This is a genomic window from Zhihengliuella halotolerans (genome assembly GCF_004217565.1).
In the GTDB taxonomy this organism is placed as follows: domain Bacteria; phylum Actinomycetota; class Actinomycetes; order Actinomycetales; family Micrococcaceae; genus Zhihengliuella; species Zhihengliuella halotolerans.
In genome coordinates, this window is the sequence record NZ_SHLA01000001.1 from 2,282,544 (window position 1) to 2,303,626 (window position 21,083).

A 21,083-nucleotide genomic window follows, 5' to 3' on the forward strand; every position below is an offset into this window, starting at 1 on the left:
ACTGAAGACCAGATCCGTAGACCAGCCTCCTGTGGGGTGCCCAGCCTCAACATCTGGTCACGTTCGCGCGGATTCACCCCTCCAAGGCCCCGAATGTGTCACGATTCAACCATGGCCGAAGTCTCTGCAATCCGTGTTCCGTTCAAGCAAGTCGACGTGTTCTCCACCGTCCCCTACCGCGGCAACGCGCTGGCGGTGGTTCTCGACGCGACGGGCCTGGACACGGAGTCCATGCAGGCGTTCGCCCAGTGGACCAACCTGGCGGAGACCACGTTCGTCCTCCCGCCGACGCAGCCCGGTGCCGACTACCGCGTCCGGATCTTCACGTCGACGACGGAGCTCCCCTTCGCCGGCCACCCGACCCTCGGCACCGCGCACGCGTGGCTCGAGGGCGGCGGGGTGCCCGCGAGCAGCGACGTCGTCGTGCAGGAGTGCGGCGCGGGGCTGATCGAGATCCGGATCGACGAGAACGACGGCGTCGCGCCGCGCCTCGCGCTCAAGGCGCCCGAGCTGACCCGTACCGGTCCCCTCGAGGCCGACGTGCTCGAGTGGGCCATCACGGCGCTGGGGCTGGAACCTGACGACGTCGTCGACCACCAGTGGCTCGTGAACGGACCGAACTGGGCCGGCCTGCTGCTGCGCGACGCGGAGACCGTCCTGCGGATCGAGCCCGATTTCCCCTCCCTCGAGGGGCTCGAGGTCGGCGTCATCGGACCGCACCTCCAGACGCCGTCGGGCAACATCCTGACCGGTCGCGACCCGCGCGACGAGGCCAAGCGCCCCGAGGGCGCCCGCGCCGAGCTCGAGCCGCTGCCGGACACCGGGGCCATCAGCATGGGTGCGTTCGCTGCGGCGATCGCCCAGGCGCCAGCCGACTACGAGGTCCGCGCCTTCTGCCCGGGTGAGGCCATGCCGGAGGACCCGGTGACGGGCAGCCTCAACGCCGGCTTCGCCCGCTGGCTGATCTCCGAGAAGATCGCCGAGCCGAACTACACGGTGCGCCAGGGCACGCGCGTGGGCCGCGCTGGCGACGTGTTCGCGAGCCTCGACGACGACGGCGTGTGGATCGCCGGCCACGCGGTCACCTGCATCGACGGCACCGTCCTGGTCCCTTAACCCGTGGCTGGGCCCACGACGACGGCCGAACCCGAGGACCGGCAGGCCTGGGCGGCGCTCTGGGCGCTCGTGATCGGGTTCTTCATGATCCTCGTCGACTCGACGATCGTCACGACGGCGATGCCCGCGATCATGACCGGGCTGGACACGGGCGTCTCCGGCGTCGTCTGGGTGCACAGCTCCTACCTGCTCGCCTTCGTCGTCCCGCTCCTGATCACCGGCCGCATGGGCGACCGGTTCGGCCCGAAGAACCTGTACCTGATCGGTCTGGCCGTCTTCACACTTGCCTCGCTGTGGTGCGGGCTCGCCACGGATCTCGGGAGCCTCGTCGCCGCCCGCGTCGCCCAGGGGTTCGGCGCCGCGATCATGACGCCGCAGTCGATGACGTTCATCACCCGCCTCTTCCCGGCCCACCGGCGCGGCGCCGCCATGGGCATCTGGGGTGCCGCGGGCGGGATCGCGGCGCTGACCGGACCGCTGCTGGGCGGCGTCCTGACCGATTCGCTCGGCTGGGAATGGATTTTCTTCGTGAACGTGCCCATCGGGGCGATCGCGTTCTGGCGCGTCGTCGCCGCCGTCCCGGCGCTGCCCACGCACGCGCGCAGGTTCGACATCCCGGGCGTCGTCCTCTCCGCCGTCGGCATCTTCCTGATCGTCTTCGGCGTGCAGGAGGCCGAGACGTTCGATTGGGGGCCGGTGATCGGCTGGTTCGGCATCTGGCACATGATCGTCGCCGGCGTGCTCGTGATGATCGCGTTCGTGCTCGTCCAGCGGTTCACCCGCACGGAACCGCTGCTGCCGCTGGGCCTCTTCGCCGACCGCAACTTCGCCCTGGCCACGAGCGCGATCGCGTGCATGGGCCTCGTCATCACCACGCTAAACATCCCCATCATGTTCTACCTGCAGTCGGTCCGCGGGCTCACCCCCACCCAGGCGGCGCTGCTCATCGCGCCGATGGCGCTGTTCGGGGCCCTCCTCGCGAAGTACGCGGGGGCCCGCGTCAACCGGCGCGACCCGCGCGGCCAGTCCGCGCTCGGCTTCTTCGGCTTCGGCGTCACGATCATCGCCTACGGCCTGCTCCTGCCCGCCCAACCACCGCTGCTCTGGCTCCTGTTGCCCGCGGCCCTCATGGGCGCCTCGAGCGCGTTCGTGTGGCCGGCCGTCTCATTGACCGCCACGCGCGATCTGGGGCCCGCCAACGCTGGCGCGGGCTCAGGTGTCTACAACGCGACCCGCCAGATCGGCGCCGTTCTCGGCTCAGCGATGATGGCGGTGCTCATCGAGGCCCGCATCGCCGCGCACGTCGACGCGTCCGGCACGCAGGCGAGCGCGGCCGGCGGCCTGAGCGACGTCATGGCCGGCCACGTGCCCGAACTCATCCGCTCGGCCACCTCGTGGGGGCTGGGTGAAGCGCTGCTGCTGCCGGGCGCGGTCGCGCTGCTCGGCGGCGCCCTCAGCCTCGGCTTCCGTCGCTCCGCCCACCACCTCGAGAGCGAGCCCGACGTGCTAGATTCGCGGCCATGACGACCTCTTCGATCCCCGTCGACGCCCTCCGCCTGCTGGTCACGCAGGGCTTCGACGCGACCAGCGTGGACGAGCTGGCCACCGCCGCCGGCATGAGCCGCAGCACCTTCTTCCGGCGCTTCGGCTCCAAGGAGGGCATGGTCTTCGCCGACATGGAGCGTGTCATCGACTCAGTCTCCGAGCGCCTCGGCGAGCGCGGCCGCGGCCCGACCGCGGACGCCGTCGTGCGCGCCGCCCTGGGCGTCTTCGACCACCTCACTGCCGACGCTGAGCGCGCGGAGCTGCGTCACCAGTTGCTGTCGGCCGTCCCGGCGCTGCGCGACCGCGAGCTCGTGAGCACCCACCGCTTCGAATCCGCCTTCCGACACGGGCTCGCCGAAATCTTCGAGCGCGACCCGAGCACCGGGATCGCCTACAGCGCCGCCGTCGTCGGGGTGCACAACTACCACCTGCGCCGCTGGCTCGCCGCCCCCGGGCCGGCCCCGCGGGCCGCCCTCGAGGCCGACGTGCGCCGGCTCTCCGAGCGCTACGCGGACGCTCTCTCCCCCACCGGCACGACGACGAGCGCGGGCCCGAACGCGCAGGCCGGCGGCGCCGTCGTCGTCGCCGTGGCGGACGCCGGAGCGGACGAATCCGCGATTCTGGACGCCGTACGGGCGCAGCTGCGCGCGCACGGGCGCGGGGCGAGCGCCTGATGGCGGTCGGGGGCCGGGAGCCGCGACTGGACTCTCCGGACGCGGCGGTCCAGCTCGCCGCCTATCTGGACTACTACCGTGCGTCGGTCGAGGGGAAGCTGGCCGGGCTCGACGACGCGGCGCTGCGGACGTCGCGGCTGCCATCAGGGTGGACGCCGATCGAACTGCTCGCGCATCTCGTACACATGGAGCAGCGGTGGTTCGTGTGGGGCTTCCTCGCAGAAGACGTCGAGGCGCCGTGGGGAGACCACGCCGGCGGCGCGGCCACAGGACCCTGGGCGGTGCCGGCGGACGCCGGGCGCGCAGAGGCCGACGCGCTGATCCACCGCCTGCACGAGATCGGGCGCCGGACCACCGAGATCCTCGGCTCCACGCCGCTCGAGACCCGCGGCCGGCTCGGCGGGCGCTTCACCGAGGAACCGGCGCCGCGGCTCGCGTGGATCGGGTTCCACGTCCTGCAGGAGTACGCCCGACACGCCGGCCACCTCGATATCGTGCGCGAACTCGAGGACGGGGCTCGGGGCGAATAGACCGCTTTGGGACTCGGTTTCTTGACGTGGGACTGAGTTTCAGACCATAGTGGTGTCCAACAGACCCGCCTCGACACCCGGGAGTCACCCATGCCTGCCCACGCCCAGACCGAGAATTCCGCTGCGAGCTTCCCCGACGGCGTCACCGCACCCGCCTACGAGGTGTGGGGGGACGTCGACGTGGACCCCGCGGGCATCTTCGACGACGTGCCCGACGCGGACCGCGCCTACTGGGACCGGGCCCGCGCCTTCGGCCGCGACGAGGTCGCCCCGGTCATCGCCGACTACTGGAACCGCGCTGACTACCCGCTGCACCTCGGCCGTCGCCTCGGGGAGCTGGACCTGCTGCGCGACGGCGTCGAGATCGAGGGTGCCGAGCCCATGAGCACGCTCGCCGCCGGGCTCGTCAACATGGAGCTTTCCCGGGCAGACGGCTCGGTCGGCACGATCTGCGGCGTGCAGGCGGGGCTCGCGCTGCGCTCGATCGCCCTCTGCGGCACGCCGGAGCAGATCGACACGTGGGTCCCGAAGCTCTCGCGCGCCGAGGTCTGGGGCGCGTTCGCACTCACCGAGCCCACGCACGGTTCGGATTCCGTCTCCCTGGAGACGAAGGCGACCCCGGTCGAGGGCGGCTACCGGCTCAGCGGCGAGAAGAAGTGGATCGGCAACGCCTCGCTGGGCGATACCGAGGAGGGCGGCATCACCGTCGTCTGGGCACGAGTCGAGGGCGGCGAGCACGACGGCAACGTGCGCGGCTTCATCGTGCAGCAGGAGTGGGAGGGCTACCGGGCAACGACCATCGAGAACAAGCTCAGCCTGCGCGCCATCTGGCAGGCCCACATCCGGATGGACAACGTGTTCGTGCCGGACAGCCACGTGCTCGAGCGCTCCTCCACGTTCAAGGACACCGCCCGGGTCCTCTTCGCCACGCGGCTCGGCGTCGCCTGGTCGGCCGTCGGGCACGCGACCGCCTGCTACGAGACCGCGGTCCAGTACGCAGGCCAGCGCACGCAATTCGGGCGGCCTCTCGCGGCGAGCCAGATCGTTCAGGAACGCCTGACCCGCATGCAGTCCGAGCTGGTCTCGATGCAGCTCATGGCCCGCCAGATGACGACCCGCGCCGAGGCCGGAACGCTGACCCCCGAGCAGGCTTCGCTGGCCAAGTACACATGCACCCGGGCGGCCCGCCGGGTCGCGGCCGAGGCGCGCGACCTGCTCGGCGGCAACGGCATCCTGCTCGAGCACCGCGTCGCCCGCCACTTCGCAGACGTCGAGGCGATCCACACCTACGAAGGCACCGAGACCGTCCAGGCCCTCATCATCGGGCGCTCGATCACGGGACACTCGGCCTTCGCCGCATAGGCTCGAATTCACACCCGCCCCATGGGCACTACGCAGACTGTTTTCAGGTTGCAGTTCTAGTGTTTTAACCACCTCTTGAAGGTGCGAGTGATGAGAGCACCGGTCGGGCCACGGCTATCCCCCCAAGCCGCCGACCGGTGCTCATCTCGTTAAGGTGCCCACCGCGCAGCCCTCCCAGCGGATTCCTACGGGGGCCGAAGCGCCGGCACAGTCCCGGCACAGCTTGGCCCCTTAGGTTTTTAAGTACCTCATGGAGGTGCGAGTGATGAGAGCACCGGTCGGAGCAACGGCTTTCCCCCAAGTCGCCGACCGGTGCTCGTCGTTTAACGACTCCAGCAGCTCCCGAGCCGGTGCTAGCCAAAGCGACCGCGACGAAGCAGACTAGGGGTACCCGATCCGAGAGGAGCAGAGTCATGACGGCCAACGAATCCGGCAATGGCACGAGCGCCGAGTCACCCCAGGGGACCGACGAGGAGATTGCCAAGAAGAAGCACGATCATGAAGACGAGATGGTCGAAGAATGGGAAGACGAATCCTTTCCGGCCTCGGATCCTCCCTCGAATTACTAGCATTCACCTGAAGTTCGCTCGAACCCCAGTTGCCTCCTACCTTGCGTTCAGGTGAACTCAAGGTAGGGGCCATAAGCTGAATTCACCTTCTCAAGGTGCGAGTGATCACGAAGCACCGACCGCGGCGGTTTTATCGCCTCCTTGTCCGCAGCGGTCGGTGCTTCGATCTTTTAACACCGCGGCACCTGAGCCGACCCGCACCGCCGCCCGATAGCATGATGAATACGCGCCGCACCCAGGAGGACACGTGACCGAGCACCGCATCGACCGCACGCACGAAACGCATCGGCCCTACGTGGCAGCCGAGGACCGCTACGACTCGATCGCCTACCGCGCCGTGGGCCGCTCGGGGTTGGTCCTGCCGCCGCTGAGCCTGGGACTGTGGTGGAATTTCGGCGACAATCGCCCGTTCGACACCCAGCGCCAGATCCTGCGGCACGCGTTCGACCACGGCATCACTCACTTCGACCTGGCCAATAACTACGGTCCGCCGTACGGAAGCGCCGAGGAGAACTTCGGCCGCATGATGGCCAAAGACTTCGCCCCGTACCGCGACGAGCTCATCGTCTCCTCGAAGGCCGGGTATGACATGTGGCCGGGCCCCTATGGCAACGGGGGCTCGCGCAAGTACCTCCTGTCCTCGGCCGAAGCCTCACTCAAGCGCTTGGGCCTCGACTACGTCGACATCTTCTACTCGCACCGCCCCACCCCCGACGTCCCGCTCGAGGAGACCATCGGAGCGCTCGACACTCTCGTCCGCCAGGGCAAGGCACTCTACGTCGGCATCTCGTCCTACTCCCCCGAGCGCACGGCCGAAGCCGCTGAGATCGCCCGCTCGCTGGGCACGCCCCTCGTCATCCATCAGCCCTCCTACTCCCTCCTGAACCGCTGGGTCGAGGACGGGCTGCTCGCCACTCTGGCACGCGAGGGCATGGGCTCGATCGCCTTCACCCCGCTGGCCCAGGGGCTCTTGACGAACAAGTACCTGGAGAACGCGGACGCCACCCCGTCGGGCGGACGCAGCTCGCTGTCCGGCCTGACCGAGGAGAACCTCGCCATCGTGCGCAACCTCGACCGCCACGCCGCAGAGCGCGGGCAGAGCCTCGCGCAGATGTCCATCGCGTGGCTCCTGCGCTCGGGCGGCGTGACCTCGGTGCTCATCGGCGCCTCTTCGACCGGCCAGCTCGACGACAACCTCGGCGCGCTCGTCAACACGAGCTTCACTGACGCCGAGCTCCTCCTGATCGACCGGATCACGGCGGGCGATCCCGGGGCCGGGGCCTGACGACGCCATGGCAGCGCCAAGCCCCGGATTCGACCGCCGCACGACGACGTCGCGGCCGTTCATTGCGACTGTCGCCGTGCTGATGCTCGCCTTCTGCCTGGCGGCATCCGGTCTCGTCGCCGGCGCGGAGCGCGCCGCAGCCGCAGCGCCGTCAACAGTGGAGATCGCCGACACGTCCGACGCTCTCGACGAGGCGGCCCTCGCCGCAGCGATCAACGAGATCGACTTCCATGTGCCGACCGACGTCGTCGTACTCACCATCGACGGAAGCGGGGCGAACCAATTGAACGAGGCCGTCCTGAACTACGCCCGGACGGACAACCCGGAGTGGATCTCCGCTGACGACGAGAAGTGGGCGGACGGGCTCTTCATCCTCGCGGTGGATCCTCGCGGGCGCCAGGTCGGCACCTACTTCGGCGACGACCGCGAGGTCTCCCAAGGTGCGCAGGATCGCATTCAGGAGGCGACGAAGTCCGACTTCCGGGCCGGGCGTTGGGACGCGGGTGTACTCTCCGGCGTGAAGGAGGCCGCCATCTTGATCGGGCGGCCTTGGTACCGGCACCCGGGGTTCTACGTCTTCGGCGGCGTACTTGCCGCGGGCGGGCTCTTCACCGCGCTCGGCGTCGCCGGGTACCGGCGCGGAAACCGCCAGAAGGTAGACGCGGCACTCGTCCGCGGCGACGACCACCTGGCCAGTGTGTCGGCCGCCCTGCGGGCCACCGACCAGAACGCCAAACGCATCCCCTCCACGTCCTCGTACGGGGCGAAGGTGCTGGAGCGGTACGCGACCTTCGCACAGGAGCGCCGGGACCTGCTCGCCGAGCGGGAGGAGCTCGGCGGTATGGACGAGCGCGCGCGGGCGGCGAAGTCGGCCGCCGATCGCGCCGGAACCTGGGCGGACCGTACGGCGGCCCTGGACGCGTTCGACGACGTCGTCGCGGACGCCGCCGACCTGCTGACGATGAGCGGCGAGTGGCAGGCCGCGTGGAAGCGGCAGGCAGCCAGGTTCCGGGAGGACGTGGACGCGGTCCCGGAGCTCGTCGACCTCGAACCGGCGGCCGCCGGTAGCCCCGAGGCCGGTGAGCTGCTGGAGTTCGCCGGCCGGGCGCGCGTCGATCTGAGTTCGATCGGCTCCCGCCTCACGGCACGGCAGATCACGGCCGAGCTGGCACTCGATGATCTGCAGAAGCTGCGTGTTCGACTCTCCGACCTTTTCGAGTCCTTCGCCGACGTGGTCACCGAGTCCTACGCGAAGACCGATGCGGAACGGACGACGATGCGGGAGGAGATGGACTCGACCCGCCGCTCCGCGACCGGCTCGCACGGGAACATCCTCGACGTCACCTACCCCGCGCTCTTCCTGCTGCACGGCCACTCGTTCAGGACCTGGCATTCCGAGGGCACCTCCGCGGTGGAGGCCGCGCGGTCCTCAAGCACCAGCACCGGGTACGGGTCGAGTGGCGGCGGCTTTTCCGGCGCCGGTTCGTCTTCCCGCTTCTAGTCACGCCTAAGATGTAACCTGATCTCAGGTTTGTCCACCTCATGGTGACCCCCGGGTACGGGACGGTCACCGCAACGAAGGAGCGCCATGTCATTCGGTCTATTCCGACGCCGCCGCATGGAGGCCACCGCCCGACCGGCCGGCGACCGGCCGGACCGCACCCACGGGACCGGGCGCGTTGCCGGCATGTGGAGCGATTTCCTCGGCATGACAGCCACGCGGGCGGCGCAGCTCCTGCTGGTGCTGGCGATCGGCACCGTCGCGGTCATGGCGTTCCAGCAGGTCAGCGTAGCCATATTGCCTCTGATCATCGCTCTGATCCTCGCCAGCGCTCTGTGGCCGGTGGTCCGCATGTTCCGCAAGGTCATGAGCCCGCTCCTCGCCGCATGGTCTGTCTTCCTGGGATCGATCATCGTACTCGGCGGGATCGGCTGGGGATTGGTCGTCTCCGTGATCCACGAGTGGCCGAGCCTTGTCGAACAGGCGGTCCAGGGCTTCAGCGAAGTCCAGTCGATGATCGACAACCTCGCGCAGAACCTGCCTTTCAATCTCAGCCAGGACAACGTCAACCAGACCGTCAACGACGCTGTGGAGGCGGCCGCGGCGTTCCTGACGAGCAGCCAGTTCGGTTCCGGCGCCCTCAGCGGTCTCTCCGCTGCGGGCAGTTTCGTCACCGGGGCGGTTCTGCTCATGGTGATCCTCTTCTTCTTCCTCAAGGACGGCGACCGGATCTGGGAATTCTTCCTGTCGTGGATCCCTGAACAGCACCTGGCTCGCTGGCGCGCGTCCGGTTCCGAAGCAACGGACACGTTCGGCGGCTACATCCGCGGTACCGCGATCGTGGCCGCCGTGGACGCCCTCGGCATCGGCATCGCGCTGCTGCTGCTCGGCGTACCGCTGGCACTGCCTCTTGCAGTCATCGTTTTCCTCGCGTCCTTCATCCCGATGGTCGGAGCCACGATCGCCGGCATCTTGGCGACCTTGGTCGCCCTCGTCGCCAATGGCTGGGTCGTGGCCCTGGCCGTCCTCGGCGCGGTCATCCTGGTGAACCAGCTGGAGGGCAATTTCCTGCAGCCCATCGTGATGGCGCGGACGCTGAGCCTGCACGCGCTGGTCGTGTTGCTGGCCCTGACCATGGGCACGGTGATCAGCGGCCTGGTGGGCGCAATCCTGGCCGTGCCGCTCACCGCAGCAGCGTGGGCGGTCATCAAGGTCTGGACGGGTCGTTCGGACCACGCGATCCAAGAAGTCTCTCCACAACCCGCCTGACGCTTCCCTGGCGACGGCTCAGTCGTCGTGCGCTTGAGCGGCCGCACCGGTACACGGTGCGGCCGCTTTCGTTTGCCCGGCTCGCGCCGGCGTTCCGGACGCGGATCCTAGAGCGCGCCCAGCAGGTCCCGCATGCGTCCGATCTCCGCCGACTGGCTCGACGACATGTGCGTCGACATCTCCTGGACCGTGTCGTCGATGCCCTGGATCTGGACCGAATCACACATCACGATCGCCCCTTCATGGTGCTTGATCATGCCCTCCAGGAACAGCCGATCGAACTCCTCGCCGTCGGCCTCGGCGAGCGCGGCCATCTCCTCATCGCTCAGCATGCCGTGCATGTGCATGCCGCCGGGCGCCCAGCCATCCTCAGCCTCCGCGGGCACGTTCACGTCGCGCGAGCTCAGCCAGTCGACCATGTACTGGATCTCGGCCCCCTGCTCAAGGTTCATACGGCGAGCGAGGTTCTTCAGCTCCTCCGAGGCGGCCTGCCCCGGCACCATATCCGTCATCGCCACGGCTTGGGCGTGGTGCGGGATCATCATCGCCATGAACTCGGCGTCCGCCTCGTTCCAGGACTCCCCCGTATCCGGGTCGCCGGTCCCCGGCGCGCCCGTCTCGTTGCCACCGCCCGGGGCACCCGGCACGACGACGGCAGGAGCCGAGCTGGTCGCCGTCGGCTCGGGTTTTTTCTTGCCTTGAGAATCTCCCGGGACGGCCCCGGCAGCCACACAGGATGTGAGGGCGAGTGTCAGTACTGCAGCAGTGAGGGCCGCGGCAAGTGAGCGCCCCCGCCCAGAGCGCCTCCGCGTCGATTGCTTGAATGTTGCACCTTGACTAGGGGATTTATCATTCATGGGTCAACTCTCTCCTCATACAAGAACTTCATGCAATAGACCTTTAACAAGTGCTGGACGAATCTATGTGTTGCAGGCAACAATACAAGCACACGATCCAGGAGGTGAAGACGCACCCATGCGTCCAAACAATCACACGCACCCGCGCCGCCGTGCGGCACTGGCGACTGCCGCGGCGATTCTGCTGGCCGGATCCGCGATCTCGGCAGCCGCGCCCGCTCTCGCCGAGCCCGCACACCCCGGCCATGAGGACCCGTTCGAGCACAATCACCAGCCGTCAGAGCAGGCGCAGCCCAAGCTTTTCCCGGGCCAGCAGGAAACTGCCGCCGGGGAACCCGACGTGGCTCCCGGTGAGACCGAGAGCTCCAACATGGAGCTCCTGAGCAACATCCCGATGGACGGGACGCTGCAGGGCACCGGTTCGGACCTCGCGTTCGAGGGGAACTACGCGTACGCCGGCAACTACGACGGCTTCACGGTCTACGATCTGTCCAACCCGAAAGAGCCTTCCAAGCTGACCGAGGTCTACTGCCCGGGCGCGCAGAACGACGTCTCCGTCTACGGCGACATCCTCATCGCCTCGGTCGACGCCCGCATGGTCGACGACAAGTGCGGCAGCGAGCGCACCTCGGACCCGGAGAACTACTGGGAAGGCATCCGGGTCTTCGACATCAGCGACCCGGCCGATCCGCAGTACATCAAGTCCGTCGAGACCAAGTGCGGTTCGCACACGAACTCGATGGCGCCGTCGAAGAACGGCCAGGACCTGTACGTCTACGTCTCGTCGTACTCGCCCAACGCAGCCCTGGCGAACTGCCAGCCCCCGCACGATCTGATCTCCGTCGTGAAGATCCCGGTCAAGAACCCGACGGCCGCCGCCGTGGTGTCCGAGCCGAACCTCTTCCCGGACGGCGGCTACGAGGGTGGCGGCTGGGCCAGCGCGACCTCGGGCTGCCACGACATCACCACGTACGCCAAGAAGGACATCGCCGCCGGCGCCTGCATGGGCGACGGCATCATCATGGACATCTCCGACCGCGAGAACCCCGTGGTCACGGAGCGCGTGCGCGACACGGAGAACTTCGCGTTCTGGCACTCGGCCACGTTCAACAATGACGCCACGAAGGTCGTCTTCACGGACGAGCTCGGCGGCGGCGGCTGGGCCACCTGCACCGAGGAGTTCGGCCCGGAACTCGGCGCGAACGCCATCTACGAACTCAAGGGCGGCAAGCTCGACTTCGCCTCGTACTACAAGATCCCGCGCATCAACACCGAGAACGAGAACTGCGTGGCCCACAACGGCTCGCTGATCCCAGTCAAGGGCAAGGACCTCATGGTGCAGTCCTGGTACCAGGGCGGCACGTCGGTCTTCGACTTCACCGACGCGAAGAACCCGAAGGAGGTCGCCTGGTTCGACCGCGGCGAGGGCCTCTCCGGCGGCGGCACGTGGTCGTCCTACTACTACAACGGCTACGTCTACTCGAACGACCTCTCCGTCGGCCTGGACACCTTCAAGTTGGACTCGGCGATCGACGCCAAGGCCAAGAAGCAGAAGGAACTGAACCCGCAGGCGCAGCGGCGGTACTGATCCCGCGCATCCACGCGTAAACCGCGGTACGACGGCGGCGGGTCCTCTTTCGGGGCCCGCCGCCGTCACGTGGGGGCCAGCGACATCTCGCGTGGCGGACAGCTCACGCGCCGATACCGCCCGCGCATGCGGTCATACCGATGCGGATGAATCACTTGTCGGACAAGTTCTCAACTTGAACGATGGATTCATGACCCACACTGCCGACGCCATCCGCCACATCCGCCTCTCCACCGCGACCCTGCCGCTGTCCACACCCATCTCCGACGCCAAGGTCTTCACGGGGCGCCAACGTCCCATGACCGAGGTGGTCTTCCTCTTCACGGAGATCACTACCGAGCAGGGCCACAAGGGGCTCGGGTTCTCCTACTCCAAGCGGGCCGGCGGGCCGGCGCAGTACGCGCACGCCGCCGAGGTCGCCGAGCTGGCGATCGGGGAGGATCCGAACGACATCGCCAAGCTCAACACGAAACTCCTCTGGGCCGGGGCCTCGGTGGGCCGCTCCGGCGTGGCCACGCAGGCGCTGGCGAGCATCGACGTCGCACTCTGGGACCTCAAGGCCAAGCGGGCCGGCCTGCCGCTGGCCAAACTGCTCGGCGCGCACCGGGACTCCGTGCGCACCTACAACACCTCCGGCGGTTTCCTCAACGCGAGCATCGAGGAGATCAAGGATCGCGCCACAGCCTCGCTGGCCGACGGCATCGGCGGGATCAAGATCAAGGTCGGCCTGCCGGATTCCGCCGAGGACCTCCGGCGCGTGGCCGCCATCCGCGAGCACCTCGGCCCCGACGTGCCGCTCATGGTCGACGCGAACCAGCAGTGGGACCGCGCCACCGCCCTGCGCATGGGGCGCCGGCTCGAGGAGTTCGACCTGGTCTGGATCGAGGAGCCGCTCGACGCGTACGACGCCGAGGGCCACGCCGACCTCACTCGGCGCTTGGACACACCGATCGCTACGGGCGAGATGCTGGCGTCCGTCGGTGAGCACACGCGCCTCATCGAGACCCGCGCCTGCAACGTGATCCAGCCCGACGCACCACGCGTCGGCGGCATCACGCAGTTCCTGAAACTGGCCGCGCTGGCGGACCACGCGGGCCTGGACCTGGCCCCGCACTTCGCCATGGAGATCCATCTCCACCTCGCAGCCGCCTATTCGCGCGAGGCCTGGGTGGAGCACTTCGACTGGCTCGACCCGCTCTTCAACGAGCGGCTCGAGACGCGCGACGGCCGCATGGTCGTGCCGGATCGACCGGGCCTCGGCGTGACCCTCTCCGACCAGGCGCGTGCCTGGACGACGGACTCCGTCGGTTTCGGGCGGCACTGAGCCATGGTGTCATCCCGCACCGCCGAGCTGGTGGCGGCCCTCCGGCGGCGCATCGTCGCGGGCGACGTGTCCCCCGGCGAGCGCCTGCCCAGCGAGTCCGCCCTTCGTGCGGAGTTCAGCCTGAGTCGCTCCGCGGTGCGCGAGGCCATGACGCGGCTCCAGGCGGAGGGGTTCGTGCACACCCGACGGGGCGCGGGCAGCTTCGCGCTCGCGCCCCCGCCGGCTCCGACGACGACGCTGCCGCCGGTGCGAACGCTCGCCGACCGGCTGGCCCTCCTGGAGTACCGTCTGGCGATCGAGCCGGAGGCCGCCGGCCTGGCCGCCCAGCGCGCGACCCGGCAGGACCTCAATGCGCTCGCGGACGCCGTCGTCAGCTTCGAGGGGGCGGCCGAGCACCCCGCTGAGGCCGTCGCCCATGACTTCGCATTCCACCGGAGAATCGCCGCGGCGACGGGCAACGTCTTCCTGCTCGACGCCGTCGACAAATTAGGGGCGACCATGATCGCCATGCCGCGTGTCCGGCTTGAATCGTCCGCAGTGACGGCAGCGGCCGGCGAGCACCGGGCTGTGCTCGACGCGCTGCGCGACGGCGACTCCGCGGGCGCGGCGGCGGCTATGCGGACTCACCTGACGGCGTCGAAGAGGCGACTGAAGGGTGAGGTGGGCCACACAAGGCGCTAGTATGCGTAGCTAGACCCCACGCGCCTTCCTTCCATACCCGGAGTGCATAGTGTTTACGTTGGACCAGATCAAGAGCTTCGTGGCCGTTGCGGAGGAGCTCCACTTCGGACGCGCCGCCGAGCGCCTGAACATGACGCAGCCACCCCTGAGCCGCCAGATCCAGAAGCTGGAGAAGACCGTCGGCGTGCAGCTCGTCGAGCGCGATAACCGCAAGGTGGCACTCACCGCAGCTGGCCAAGCCTTCCTCGCCGACGCCCGCAAACTCCTGGTCGCGGCCGAGCAGGCACCCTTCACGGCTCGCCGCATCGCGCAGGGACAGGCCGGCGTGCTGCGCATCGGCTTCACGGCGACCTCCGGCTTCAGCGTGCTGGGCACCCTGCTGGCCCGTCTCGGCCGAGCCCTCCCCGACGTCGACCTCGACCTGCGCGAACAGGTCACGAGCGAGCAGCTGCAGGCCCTGACCGACGGTGAGCTGGACGTCGGGCTGGCCCGCCCCCCGTTCGACACCGAGCACTTCGCCTCCCGCCTGCTGCTGGCCGAATCGCTGCTGCTGGCCGTGCCCGAGAACCACCACCTCGCCGAGGCGCGGCAGCCGATCACGGCCGCAGACCTGCGGGCCGTGCCGCTGATCATGCACTCGCCGACGAAGGCCCGCTACTTCTACGATCTGGCGATCCGGCACATGCCCGTCGAGCACGGCAACGTCGTACACACCGTCAGCCAGATCCTGACGATGGTCTCCCTCGTGGCCGCCGGGCGCGGCGTCGCTTTCGTGCCGGAGTCGGCCAGGCGTCTCGGCATCGAGGGCGTGACCTACCTCCCGATCGCCGGTGAGGCGTCGAACGCCGTCGAACTGCACGCCATCTGGCGCCGCGGCGCCAAGAACCCGGCGTTGCGCCGCATGACGGACCTGCTCACGCGCGACGCGCAGCCCGTGCGCGTGTGATGCCCTGAGGGTATTGATCTATCCATTTTTGGGCTTGGACAGGCATTACTCGGCGCACCTAGGCTGGCGGTGATACCGACCCGTACACAGCACGCGCCCCGTCTCCGACGGCGGGCGCGCGCTGGCAACCGCCACCAAGGACGGACCCCGTGACCCAGTACTCGCCGGCCGAGCTTGCCGCCAAACTCAAAGACGGACTGCTCTCCTTCCCCGTCACGGCGTTCGACGCCGACCTGCAGATCGACGAGGCGGCCTACCGAAGCCACCTCGACTGGCAGGCGAGCTTCGACGTCGCCGGCCTCTTCGCCGCCGGCGGCACGGGCGAGGGCTTCAGCCTCTCCCCCGCGGAATCCTCCCGCGTCGTCGCGATGGCGGTCGACGTCGCGGGCACCCGCACCCCGGTGCTCGCCTCCGCCGGCGGGCCGACCTACCAGGCCGTCGAGAACGCTCGGGCCGCCGAGGCCGCCGGCGCCGAGGGCCTCCTGCTGCTGCCGCCCTACCTGACCGAGTGCGATCAGGAGGGCCTGCTCGCCCACGTGGACGCGGTCTGCGCCGCAACGAACATCGCGGTCATCGTGTACAACCGCGCCAACGCGATCTACGGTGCCGACACCGTCGCTGCCCTGGCCGAACGCCACCCCAACTTCATCGGGTTCAAAGACGCCACCGGCGATATCGAGGCCGTGACCCGCGTCGTTGCGAAGAACGGCGACCGTCTCTTCTACCTCGGCGGCCTGCCGACCGCGGAGACCTTCGCCCTGCCCATGCTCCAGCTCGGCATGAGCACCTACTCCTCGGCGATGTACAACTTCGTCCCCGAGTTCGCCCTCGAGTTCTACGCCGACGTCCGCCGCCAGGACCGCGCCGCGGTGACCGAGAAGCTCAACCGCTTCGTCCTGCCCTACCTGGAGATCCGCGACCGTGTGAAGGGCTACGGCGTCTCGATCGTCAAGGGCGGCCTGAAGGCCGTCGGCCGCGACGCCGGCAGCGTCCGCCCGCCCCTGCAGGACCTCACAGAACGAGACCTCGCCGATCTCGCCGACCTCATCGACGCCGCAGGCATCCGCCCTGGGTCCGCGGCGCTGCAGAACGCCTGAAGCAAAGGAGCACATTCGATGCCCACCCAGAACATCACCCTCACGGGCCGGTCACTGATCGCCGGCGCGTCCGTCACCGGCAACGGCGGCACCGTCAACGGCTTCGACCCCGCGACGAACGAACCGCTGGAACCGGCCTACTCCCTCATCGACGCCGACCAGCTCACGGCCGCCACCGCCGCCGCAGGCGAGGCCTTCGACTCGTTCCGCGCGCTCGAGCCCCAGACGCATGCGGCGTTCCTGGAGCGGATCGCGGAGAACATCGAAGCCGCCGGCGACGCGATCGTCGAGCGCGCGATGGCAGAGACCGGCCTGCCGGAGGCACGCCTCGTCGGCGAACGCGGACGCACGTGCAACCAACTGCGCCTCTTCGCCGGCGTCGTGCGCGCCGGGAACCACCGCGGCGTCCGCGTCGACCCCGCCCTGCCGGACCGCAAGCCGCTGCCGCGTCCGGACATCCGCCAGCGCAAGATCCCGCTGGGCCCTGTCGCGGTCTTCGGCGCCAGCAACTTCCCGCTCGCCTTCTCGACCGCGGGCGGCGACACCGCCAGCGCCCTCGCCGCCGGCTGCCCCGTCGTTTTCAAAGCCCACAACGCGCACCCCGGCACAAGCGAGCTCGTCGGCGCGGCCATCACGTCCGCCGTCGCCGAATTCGACCTGCACCCGGGCGTCTTCTCGCTGATCTACGGCCCCGGCTCGACGATCGGCCAGGCCCTCGCGACCGACCCGGCCATCAAGGCCGTGGGCTTCACCGGCTCCCGTGGCGCCGGCACGTCGCTCATGCAGGCCGCCGCCGCCCGCCCCGAGCCGATCCCGGTCTACGCGGAGATGAGCTCCATCAACCCCGTGTTCTTCTTCGACGGCGCCCTCACCGGCGACCTCGACGCGCTCGCCACCGCATACCTTGGCTCGGTCACCGGGTCCAGCGGCCAGCTGTGCACTTCCCCCGGCCTCGTGTTCGTGCCCTCCTCCGCGGCGGGAGACGCGCTGGTCGAGGCGATCGGCCGCGCCGCAGCGGCCCAGGCCGGCCAGACGATGCTGACCCGCGGCATCGCCGAGTCCTGGACCGCCGGCGCCGACGCGCTGGGCGCGCAGGCCGGCGTCGAGGTGATCGGACGGGGCGTCGCAGGCGGCACCGCGAATGCGCCAGCCCCGGTGGTCTACGGGACGGACACTCCGACGTTCCTGTCCAACCCGGTCCTGCACGAGGAGATCTTCGGCGCAGCCTCCCTGGTCATCCGCTACGCGGACGCCACCGAACTCGTCGCCGCGGCCGAACGGCTCGAGGGCCAGCTGACCGCGACCCTGCACCTCACCGACGCCGACCACGCGCCGGCCTCTGCCCTGCTGCCGGTGCTGGAGCGCAAGGCCGGACGGATCCTCGCCAACGGCTGGCCGACGGGCGTGGACGTTGGCCACGCGATGGTCCACGGCGGGCCGTTCCCGGCGACGTCGGATAGCAGGACGACGTCGGTCGGCAGCCTCGCGATCGACCGGTTCCTGCGCCCGGTGGCCTACCAGAACCTGCCGGCGGCCCTGCTGCCGGAGGACCTGCAGGAGTCCAACCCGCGCGGGCTGACCCGCCAGGTCGACGGCCGGGTCACGCTCGCGGGCTGATCCCCGCGCAAGATCAGAGGACGACGGCGGCGAATGCCGCCGTCGTTCTTTGTTGTGCCCCTGAAACGACGTCGGCCCCTCGCCGCCGCAATGGCAGGGAGGGGCCGACGTGGTATCGGGCGGACCGCGATCAGCCGATCGCCAGCTCCATCTCCGCGACCATGGACTCGGCGGCGTCGGCCGGGCTCTGGCGACCGAAGTACACCTCGAGCTCGTACCGGCCGAGGATGTCCTGCAACTCCGAGAATCCGACCGGTGGCACCGGCTCGACCTCGCCGAGCTCCGGCTCGACGGCCTCCACGAACTCGGCGGACGCCTGGTCCATCCCCTCGAGCTCCTCAGCGACCGCGGCGCGGACCTCGGTGTTCGACGGCAGGCCGCGCTCGGTCATGCCGATCAGGCCGGCGTCGACGTTGTTCACGAAGTAGTCGACGAACGCCTGCGCCTCCTCCGGGTGATCTGAGCCCGCGGCGACCGAGAGCATCATCGACGCCTTGTACCAGAGGCCGGCGTCGTTCGCGTCGCCGGTCTGCGACGGGTAGCGCAGCGGGACGACGTCGGAGCCGGAGGCCGTGCCGATGGCGGAGAGCTGGTTGGACCAGTACGTGCCCATCGCGGCGCTGCCGGTGCCGACGAGCGACTGGTCGACTGCGGCCGTCTGATCCTCCGCGATGAGGGACGCCTGCGGGAAGGCCCCGTTCTCGGTGAGGTCGAGCAGGTGCTGCAGGTAGGCCTCGGCATCGGCTGCATTCAGGCCGAGCTGCCCGTCCTCGGTCGTCAGGTTTTTGCCCTGCTGACGCAGCCAGACTTGGATGTTGAGTGGCTCGGCCGGCGCGCCAGCGCCGTAGATCCCGTCACCGCTCTCGCTGATCTCCTGCGCGATGGCGGAGAAGTCATCCCACGTCCACGTGGAGTCATCTGGCATGTCGACGCCAGCTTCGGAGAACACGTCAGGGTTCGCCAGGATGATCGGCGTGTTGATTCCGGTCGTGATGCCGAACAGGCCCTCCTCAGTGCGCCCGTTGTCCAGCACGGAGTCCTCGATGAGCGACGTCTCGACGCCGGAGAGGTCCAGCAGCGCGCCGCGGTCGGCGTACTCGCGCAGGAACTGCGCGTCCATCTGGATGATGTCCGGGGCGTCGTTGGCCGCAGTCTGCGTGGCCAGTTTGTCCCAGTAGCCGTTCCAGTCGCCGTATTCGGGGACGACGTCGATACCCGGGTTCTCCGCCTCGAACGACTCGATGATCTGCTCAGTGATCTGGGCGCGGGCGTCGGAGCCCCACCAGGTGAAACGAAGGGTGACGTCGCCGTCCCCGCCGGACCCCGCCTCCTCCGATCCGCCGCCGCAGGCCGTCAGGGCCAGGGCCGATACCGCCGTGACCGCGGCCGCCTGTGCAAGTCGCTTGAACTTCATGTTCCCCACCTTCTCAATGTGTTCCGCAGCCCGCATCCGCCGTGGCGGCGATCCCGAGTTGGAACGTTTCATTTATAGGACGTGAAAGCGCTTTCCAATTGCGCTCGATTGCCAGCATAGCTCAGTTCGTGTGACTCGTCACACATCTTTATCAGATCGTCACCGGGATCGGCATCAGTCGCGCTCCCCGGTTCCGCACGGCGGCGGGGCCGGCGATTCGAGCTCTCGGCCCGGTTCGCCGACCCCGCCGGGGTGTCGTGCGCGCACTACTAGCCGATCGCGTTCTCCATCTCGGAGCGAGCAGCCTTAGCCGCGTCCGCCGGGGACTGCCGGCCGAAGAACACCTCGAGCTCGTAGCGGTAGATGATGTCCTGGAGCTCACTGAACCCCATCGCCGGGATCGGCTCGGCCGCGCCCAGCTCGTCCTCGATGTCGGCGATGAAGTCAGCCGAGACCGCATCCTGGCCTTCGAGCTGCGCCACCACGGACTCGCGCACGTCCCCGTTCGACGGCAGACCGCGGTCCGTCAGATTCAGCTCGCCGGCCTCCTGCGAGTTCACGAAGAAATCGATGAACGCTTTGACCTCTTCCGGGTGATCGGACTGCGAGTAACCGGACATCAACATCGAGGACTTGTACCAGAGGCCCGAGTCACTCGAGTCGCCCGTGTGGCTGGGCATGCGCAGCGGCACCAGGTCGACGCCCGCGGAACCCGAGAGCGCTGTCAGCTGGTTCGTCCACCACATGCCCATCGCGGCGACGCCGGTGCCAGTGAGGGACTGGTCGGGGCCGGGACTCTGGTCCTCGGCGATGATCGAGGCCCCGGGATACGATCCGTTCTCCACCAGGTCCAGATGGTGCTGGAAGTATTCCTCGATATCGGACTCGTCGACGCCGAGGGCGCCGTCGTCCCCGATGAGGTGCTTTCCGGCCTGACGGGCCCAGATCTGCAGGCCCGCCGGCTCGTTGGGGCCGGTCGCCCCGTACTTGCCGTCGGTGTTTTCGGTGATCTCCTTGGTGATCTCCGCGTAGTCGTCCCACGTCCACGTCTCGTCGTCGGGCAGCTCGACGCCGGCCTCCTCGAAGATCTCCGGATTGGTCATGAGGACCATCGCGTTGATGCCAGTCGTGATGCCAAGCAAACCGTCGTCGGTGGTGCCGTTCTCGATCGTGCCCTCGTCGAACTGCGAGACGTCGACACCCTCGAGATCCAGCAGCGCGCCGCGGTCGCCGTACTCGCGCAAGTACTTGTCGTCCATCTGAATGATGTCCGGTGCGTCCCCGGAGGCCACCTGGGTGGCCAGCTTGTCCCAGTAGCCACCCCAGTCGCCGTACTCGGGCTTGATCTCGATGCCCGGGTTCTCCGCCTCGAAGGCGTCGATGATCTCCAGCGTGCTCTGGTGGCGCGCGTCGGCGCCCCACCAGCTGAACCGCAGCTCGACCTTGCCGTCGTCGCCGCTATCGGCCTCTCCCCCGCCACCGCAGGCGGTCAGCGCCATTGCTGACGCGGCGGCAATCGCCGCAGCCTGGGCCAGTCGACGACCGATTGTGCGGCGCTGTCCTTTGGCGTGATGCACGGTGCTCCTCCTCATTGAATGGATCTTCCCGCAGCGAGTGACCACGAGATTTCTCCGCCCCCTCCCCGCCGGTCGGCCCACAGGCCGCGGTCGGATCCCGCCGCGGATGACGCGGAATTCGGAAAGCGATT

General features: G+C 68.8%; 18 protein-coding genes. 15 read left to right on the plus strand and 3 right to left on the minus strand.

Going from position 1 to position 21,083, the window contains the following annotated elements:
• The first annotated feature begins 111 nt into the window (after positions 1-111).
• The 9 genes from EV380_RS10375 to EV380_RS10410 all read left to right on the plus strand — a co-directional run bounded on the left by EV380_RS10375 (position 112) and on the right by EV380_RS10410 (position 9,851).
• The gene (locus tag EV380_RS10375) at positions 112-1,116 is read left to right on the plus strand and encodes a PhzF family phenazine biosynthesis protein (protein WP_102157986.1); all 1,005 of its coding nucleotides are present in this window, start codon (positions 112-114) and stop codon (positions 1,114-1,116) included.
• Between the two features lie 3 nt (positions 1,117-1,119).
• The gene (locus EV380_RS10380; RefSeq protein WP_242607578.1) at positions 1,120-2,640 is read left to right on the plus strand and encodes a DHA2 family efflux MFS transporter permease subunit; all 1,521 of its coding nucleotides are present in this window, start codon (positions 1,120-1,122) and stop codon (positions 2,638-2,640) included.
• On the plus strand, positions 2,637-3,335 hold the full coding sequence (locus EV380_RS10385; protein ID WP_130451082.1) for a TetR/AcrR family transcriptional regulator: 699 nt from the start codon (positions 2,637-2,639) through the stop codon (positions 3,333-3,335). The genes EV380_RS10380 and EV380_RS10385 overlap by 4 nt, the downstream gene beginning before the upstream one ends.
• On the plus strand, positions 3,335-3,865 hold the full coding sequence (locus EV380_RS10390; RefSeq protein ID WP_130451083.1) for a mycothiol transferase: 531 nt from the start codon (positions 3,335-3,337) through the stop codon (positions 3,863-3,865). The genes EV380_RS10385 and EV380_RS10390 overlap by 1 nt, the downstream gene beginning before the upstream one ends.
• 90 nt (positions 3,866-3,955) lie before the next feature.
• Complete coding sequence (locus EV380_RS10395) at positions 3,956-5,227, plus strand: acyl-CoA dehydrogenase family protein (RefSeq protein ID WP_130451084.1); 1,272 nt, start codon at positions 3,956-3,958, stop codon at positions 5,225-5,227.
• A gap of 413 nt (positions 5,228-5,640) precedes the next feature.
• On the plus strand, positions 5,641-5,796 hold the full coding sequence (locus tag EV380_RS16620) for a hypothetical protein (protein ID WP_165391937.1): 156 nt from the start codon (positions 5,641-5,643) through the stop codon (positions 5,794-5,796).
• A 247-nt stretch (positions 5,797-6,043) separates the two neighbouring features.
• Positions 6,044-7,081, plus strand: coding sequence for an aldo/keto reductase (locus EV380_RS10400; RefSeq protein ID WP_242607579.1), 1,038 nt, complete (start codon positions 6,044-6,046; stop codon positions 7,079-7,081).
• 7 nt (positions 7,082-7,088) lie between these two features.
• Positions 7,089-8,582 carry a DUF5129 domain-containing protein gene (locus EV380_RS10405; protein ID WP_130451085.1) on the plus strand — a complete coding sequence of 498 codons (1,494 nt, stop codon included), beginning with the start codon at positions 7,089-7,091 and terminating at the stop codon, positions 8,580-8,582.
• Between the two features lie 87 nt (positions 8,583-8,669).
• A complete protein-coding gene (locus EV380_RS10410) occupies positions 8,670-9,851 on the plus strand; it encodes an AI-2E family transporter (protein ID WP_130451086.1) in 1,182 nt (393 codons plus the stop codon).
• A 107-nt stretch (positions 9,852-9,958) separates the two neighbouring features.
• On the opposite strand, the gene EV380_RS10415 is transcribed toward EV380_RS10410, so the two are convergent.
• A complete protein-coding gene (locus tag EV380_RS10415) occupies positions 9,959-10,582 on the minus strand; it encodes a DUF305 domain-containing protein (RefSeq protein WP_165391938.1) in 624 nt (207 codons plus the stop codon).
• Positions 10,583-10,826: 244 nt separating this feature from the next.
• On the opposite strand from EV380_RS10415, the gene EV380_RS10420 reads away from it, so the two are divergent.
• The 6 genes from EV380_RS10420 (at position 10,827) to EV380_RS10445 (ending at position 17,961) form a co-directional block, all read left to right on the plus strand.
• Complete coding sequence (locus tag EV380_RS10420) at positions 10,827-12,296, plus strand: LVIVD repeat-containing protein (RefSeq protein ID WP_130451088.1); 1,470 nt, start codon at positions 10,827-10,829, stop codon at positions 12,294-12,296.
• A gap of 190 nt (positions 12,297-12,486) precedes the next feature.
• Positions 12,487-13,620, plus strand: a complete 1,134-nt coding sequence (locus EV380_RS10425; protein ID WP_130451089.1) for an L-talarate/galactarate dehydratase — start codon at positions 12,487-12,489, stop codon at positions 13,618-13,620.
• A 3-nt stretch (positions 13,621-13,623) separates the two neighbouring features.
• Entirely contained in the window at positions 13,624-14,301 is a 678-nt protein-coding gene (locus EV380_RS10430) for a FadR/GntR family transcriptional regulator (protein WP_130451090.1), read from the plus strand.
• 49 nt (positions 14,302-14,350) lie between these two features.
• Entirely contained in the window at positions 14,351-15,247 is an 897-nt protein-coding gene (locus tag EV380_RS10435) for a LysR family transcriptional regulator (RefSeq protein WP_102157996.1), read from the plus strand.
• A gap of 149 nt (positions 15,248-15,396) precedes the next feature.
• A complete protein-coding gene (kdgD, locus tag EV380_RS10440) occupies positions 15,397-16,344 on the plus strand; it encodes a 5-dehydro-4-deoxyglucarate dehydratase (RefSeq protein ID WP_102157997.1) in 948 nt (315 codons plus the stop codon).
• An 18-nt stretch (positions 16,345-16,362) separates the two neighbouring features.
• On the plus strand, positions 16,363-17,961 hold the full coding sequence (locus tag EV380_RS10445; RefSeq protein ID WP_242607580.1) for an aldehyde dehydrogenase (NADP(+)): 1,599 nt from the start codon (positions 16,363-16,365) through the stop codon (positions 17,959-17,961).
• Positions 17,962-18,091: 130 nt separating this feature from the next.
• On the opposite strand, the gene EV380_RS10450 is transcribed toward EV380_RS10445, so the two are convergent.
• A complete protein-coding gene (locus tag EV380_RS10450) occupies positions 18,092-19,375 on the minus strand; it encodes an ABC transporter substrate-binding protein (RefSeq protein WP_130451091.1) in 1,284 nt (427 codons plus the stop codon).
• Between the two features lie 269 nt (positions 19,376-19,644).
• Positions 19,645-20,952, minus strand: coding sequence for an ABC transporter substrate-binding protein (locus tag EV380_RS10455; RefSeq protein WP_242607581.1), 1,308 nt, complete (start codon positions 20,950-20,952; stop codon positions 19,645-19,647).
• Between the last annotated feature and the right edge of the window lie 131 nt (positions 20,953-21,083).

Coding starts and splice junctions, on each gene's coding strand:
- EV380_RS10395 (WP_130451084.1), top strand. CDS start 3,956: ATGCCTGCCCACGCCCAGACCGAGAATTCCGCTGCGAGCTTCCCCGAC.
- EV380_RS16620 (WP_165391937.1), top strand. CDS start 5,641: ATGACGGCCAACGAATCCGGCAATGGCACGAGCGCCGAGTCACCCCAG.
- EV380_RS10375 (WP_102157986.1), top strand. CDS start 112: ATGGCCGAAGTCTCTGCAATCCGTGTTCCGTTCAAGCAAGTCGACGTG.
- EV380_RS10390 (WP_130451083.1), top strand. CDS start 3,335: ATGGCGGTCGGGGGCCGGGAGCCGCGACTGGACTCTCCGGACGCGGCG.
- EV380_RS10430 (WP_130451090.1), top strand. CDS start 13,624: ATGGTGTCATCCCGCACCGCCGAGCTGGTGGCGGCCCTCCGGCGGCGC.
- EV380_RS10385 (WP_130451082.1), top strand. CDS start 2,637: ATGACGACCTCTTCGATCCCCGTCGACGCCCTCCGCCTGCTGGTCACG.
- EV380_RS10405 (WP_130451085.1), top strand. CDS start 7,089: ATGGCAGCGCCAAGCCCCGGATTCGACCGCCGCACGACGACGTCGCGG.
- EV380_RS10410 (WP_130451086.1), top strand. CDS start 8,670: ATGTCATTCGGTCTATTCCGACGCCGCCGCATGGAGGCCACCGCCCGA.
- EV380_RS10425 (WP_130451089.1), top strand. CDS start 12,487: ATGACCCACACTGCCGACGCCATCCGCCACATCCGCCTCTCCACCGCG.
- EV380_RS10420 (WP_130451088.1), top strand. CDS start 10,827: ATGCGTCCAAACAATCACACGCACCCGCGCCGCCGTGCGGCACTGGCG.
- EV380_RS10450 (WP_130451091.1), bottom strand. CDS start 19,375: ATGAAGTTCAAGCGACTTGCACAGGCGGCCGCGGTCACGGCGGTATCG.
- EV380_RS10445 (WP_242607580.1), top strand. CDS start 16,363: ATGCCCACCCAGAACATCACCCTCACGGGCCGGTCACTGATCGCCGGC.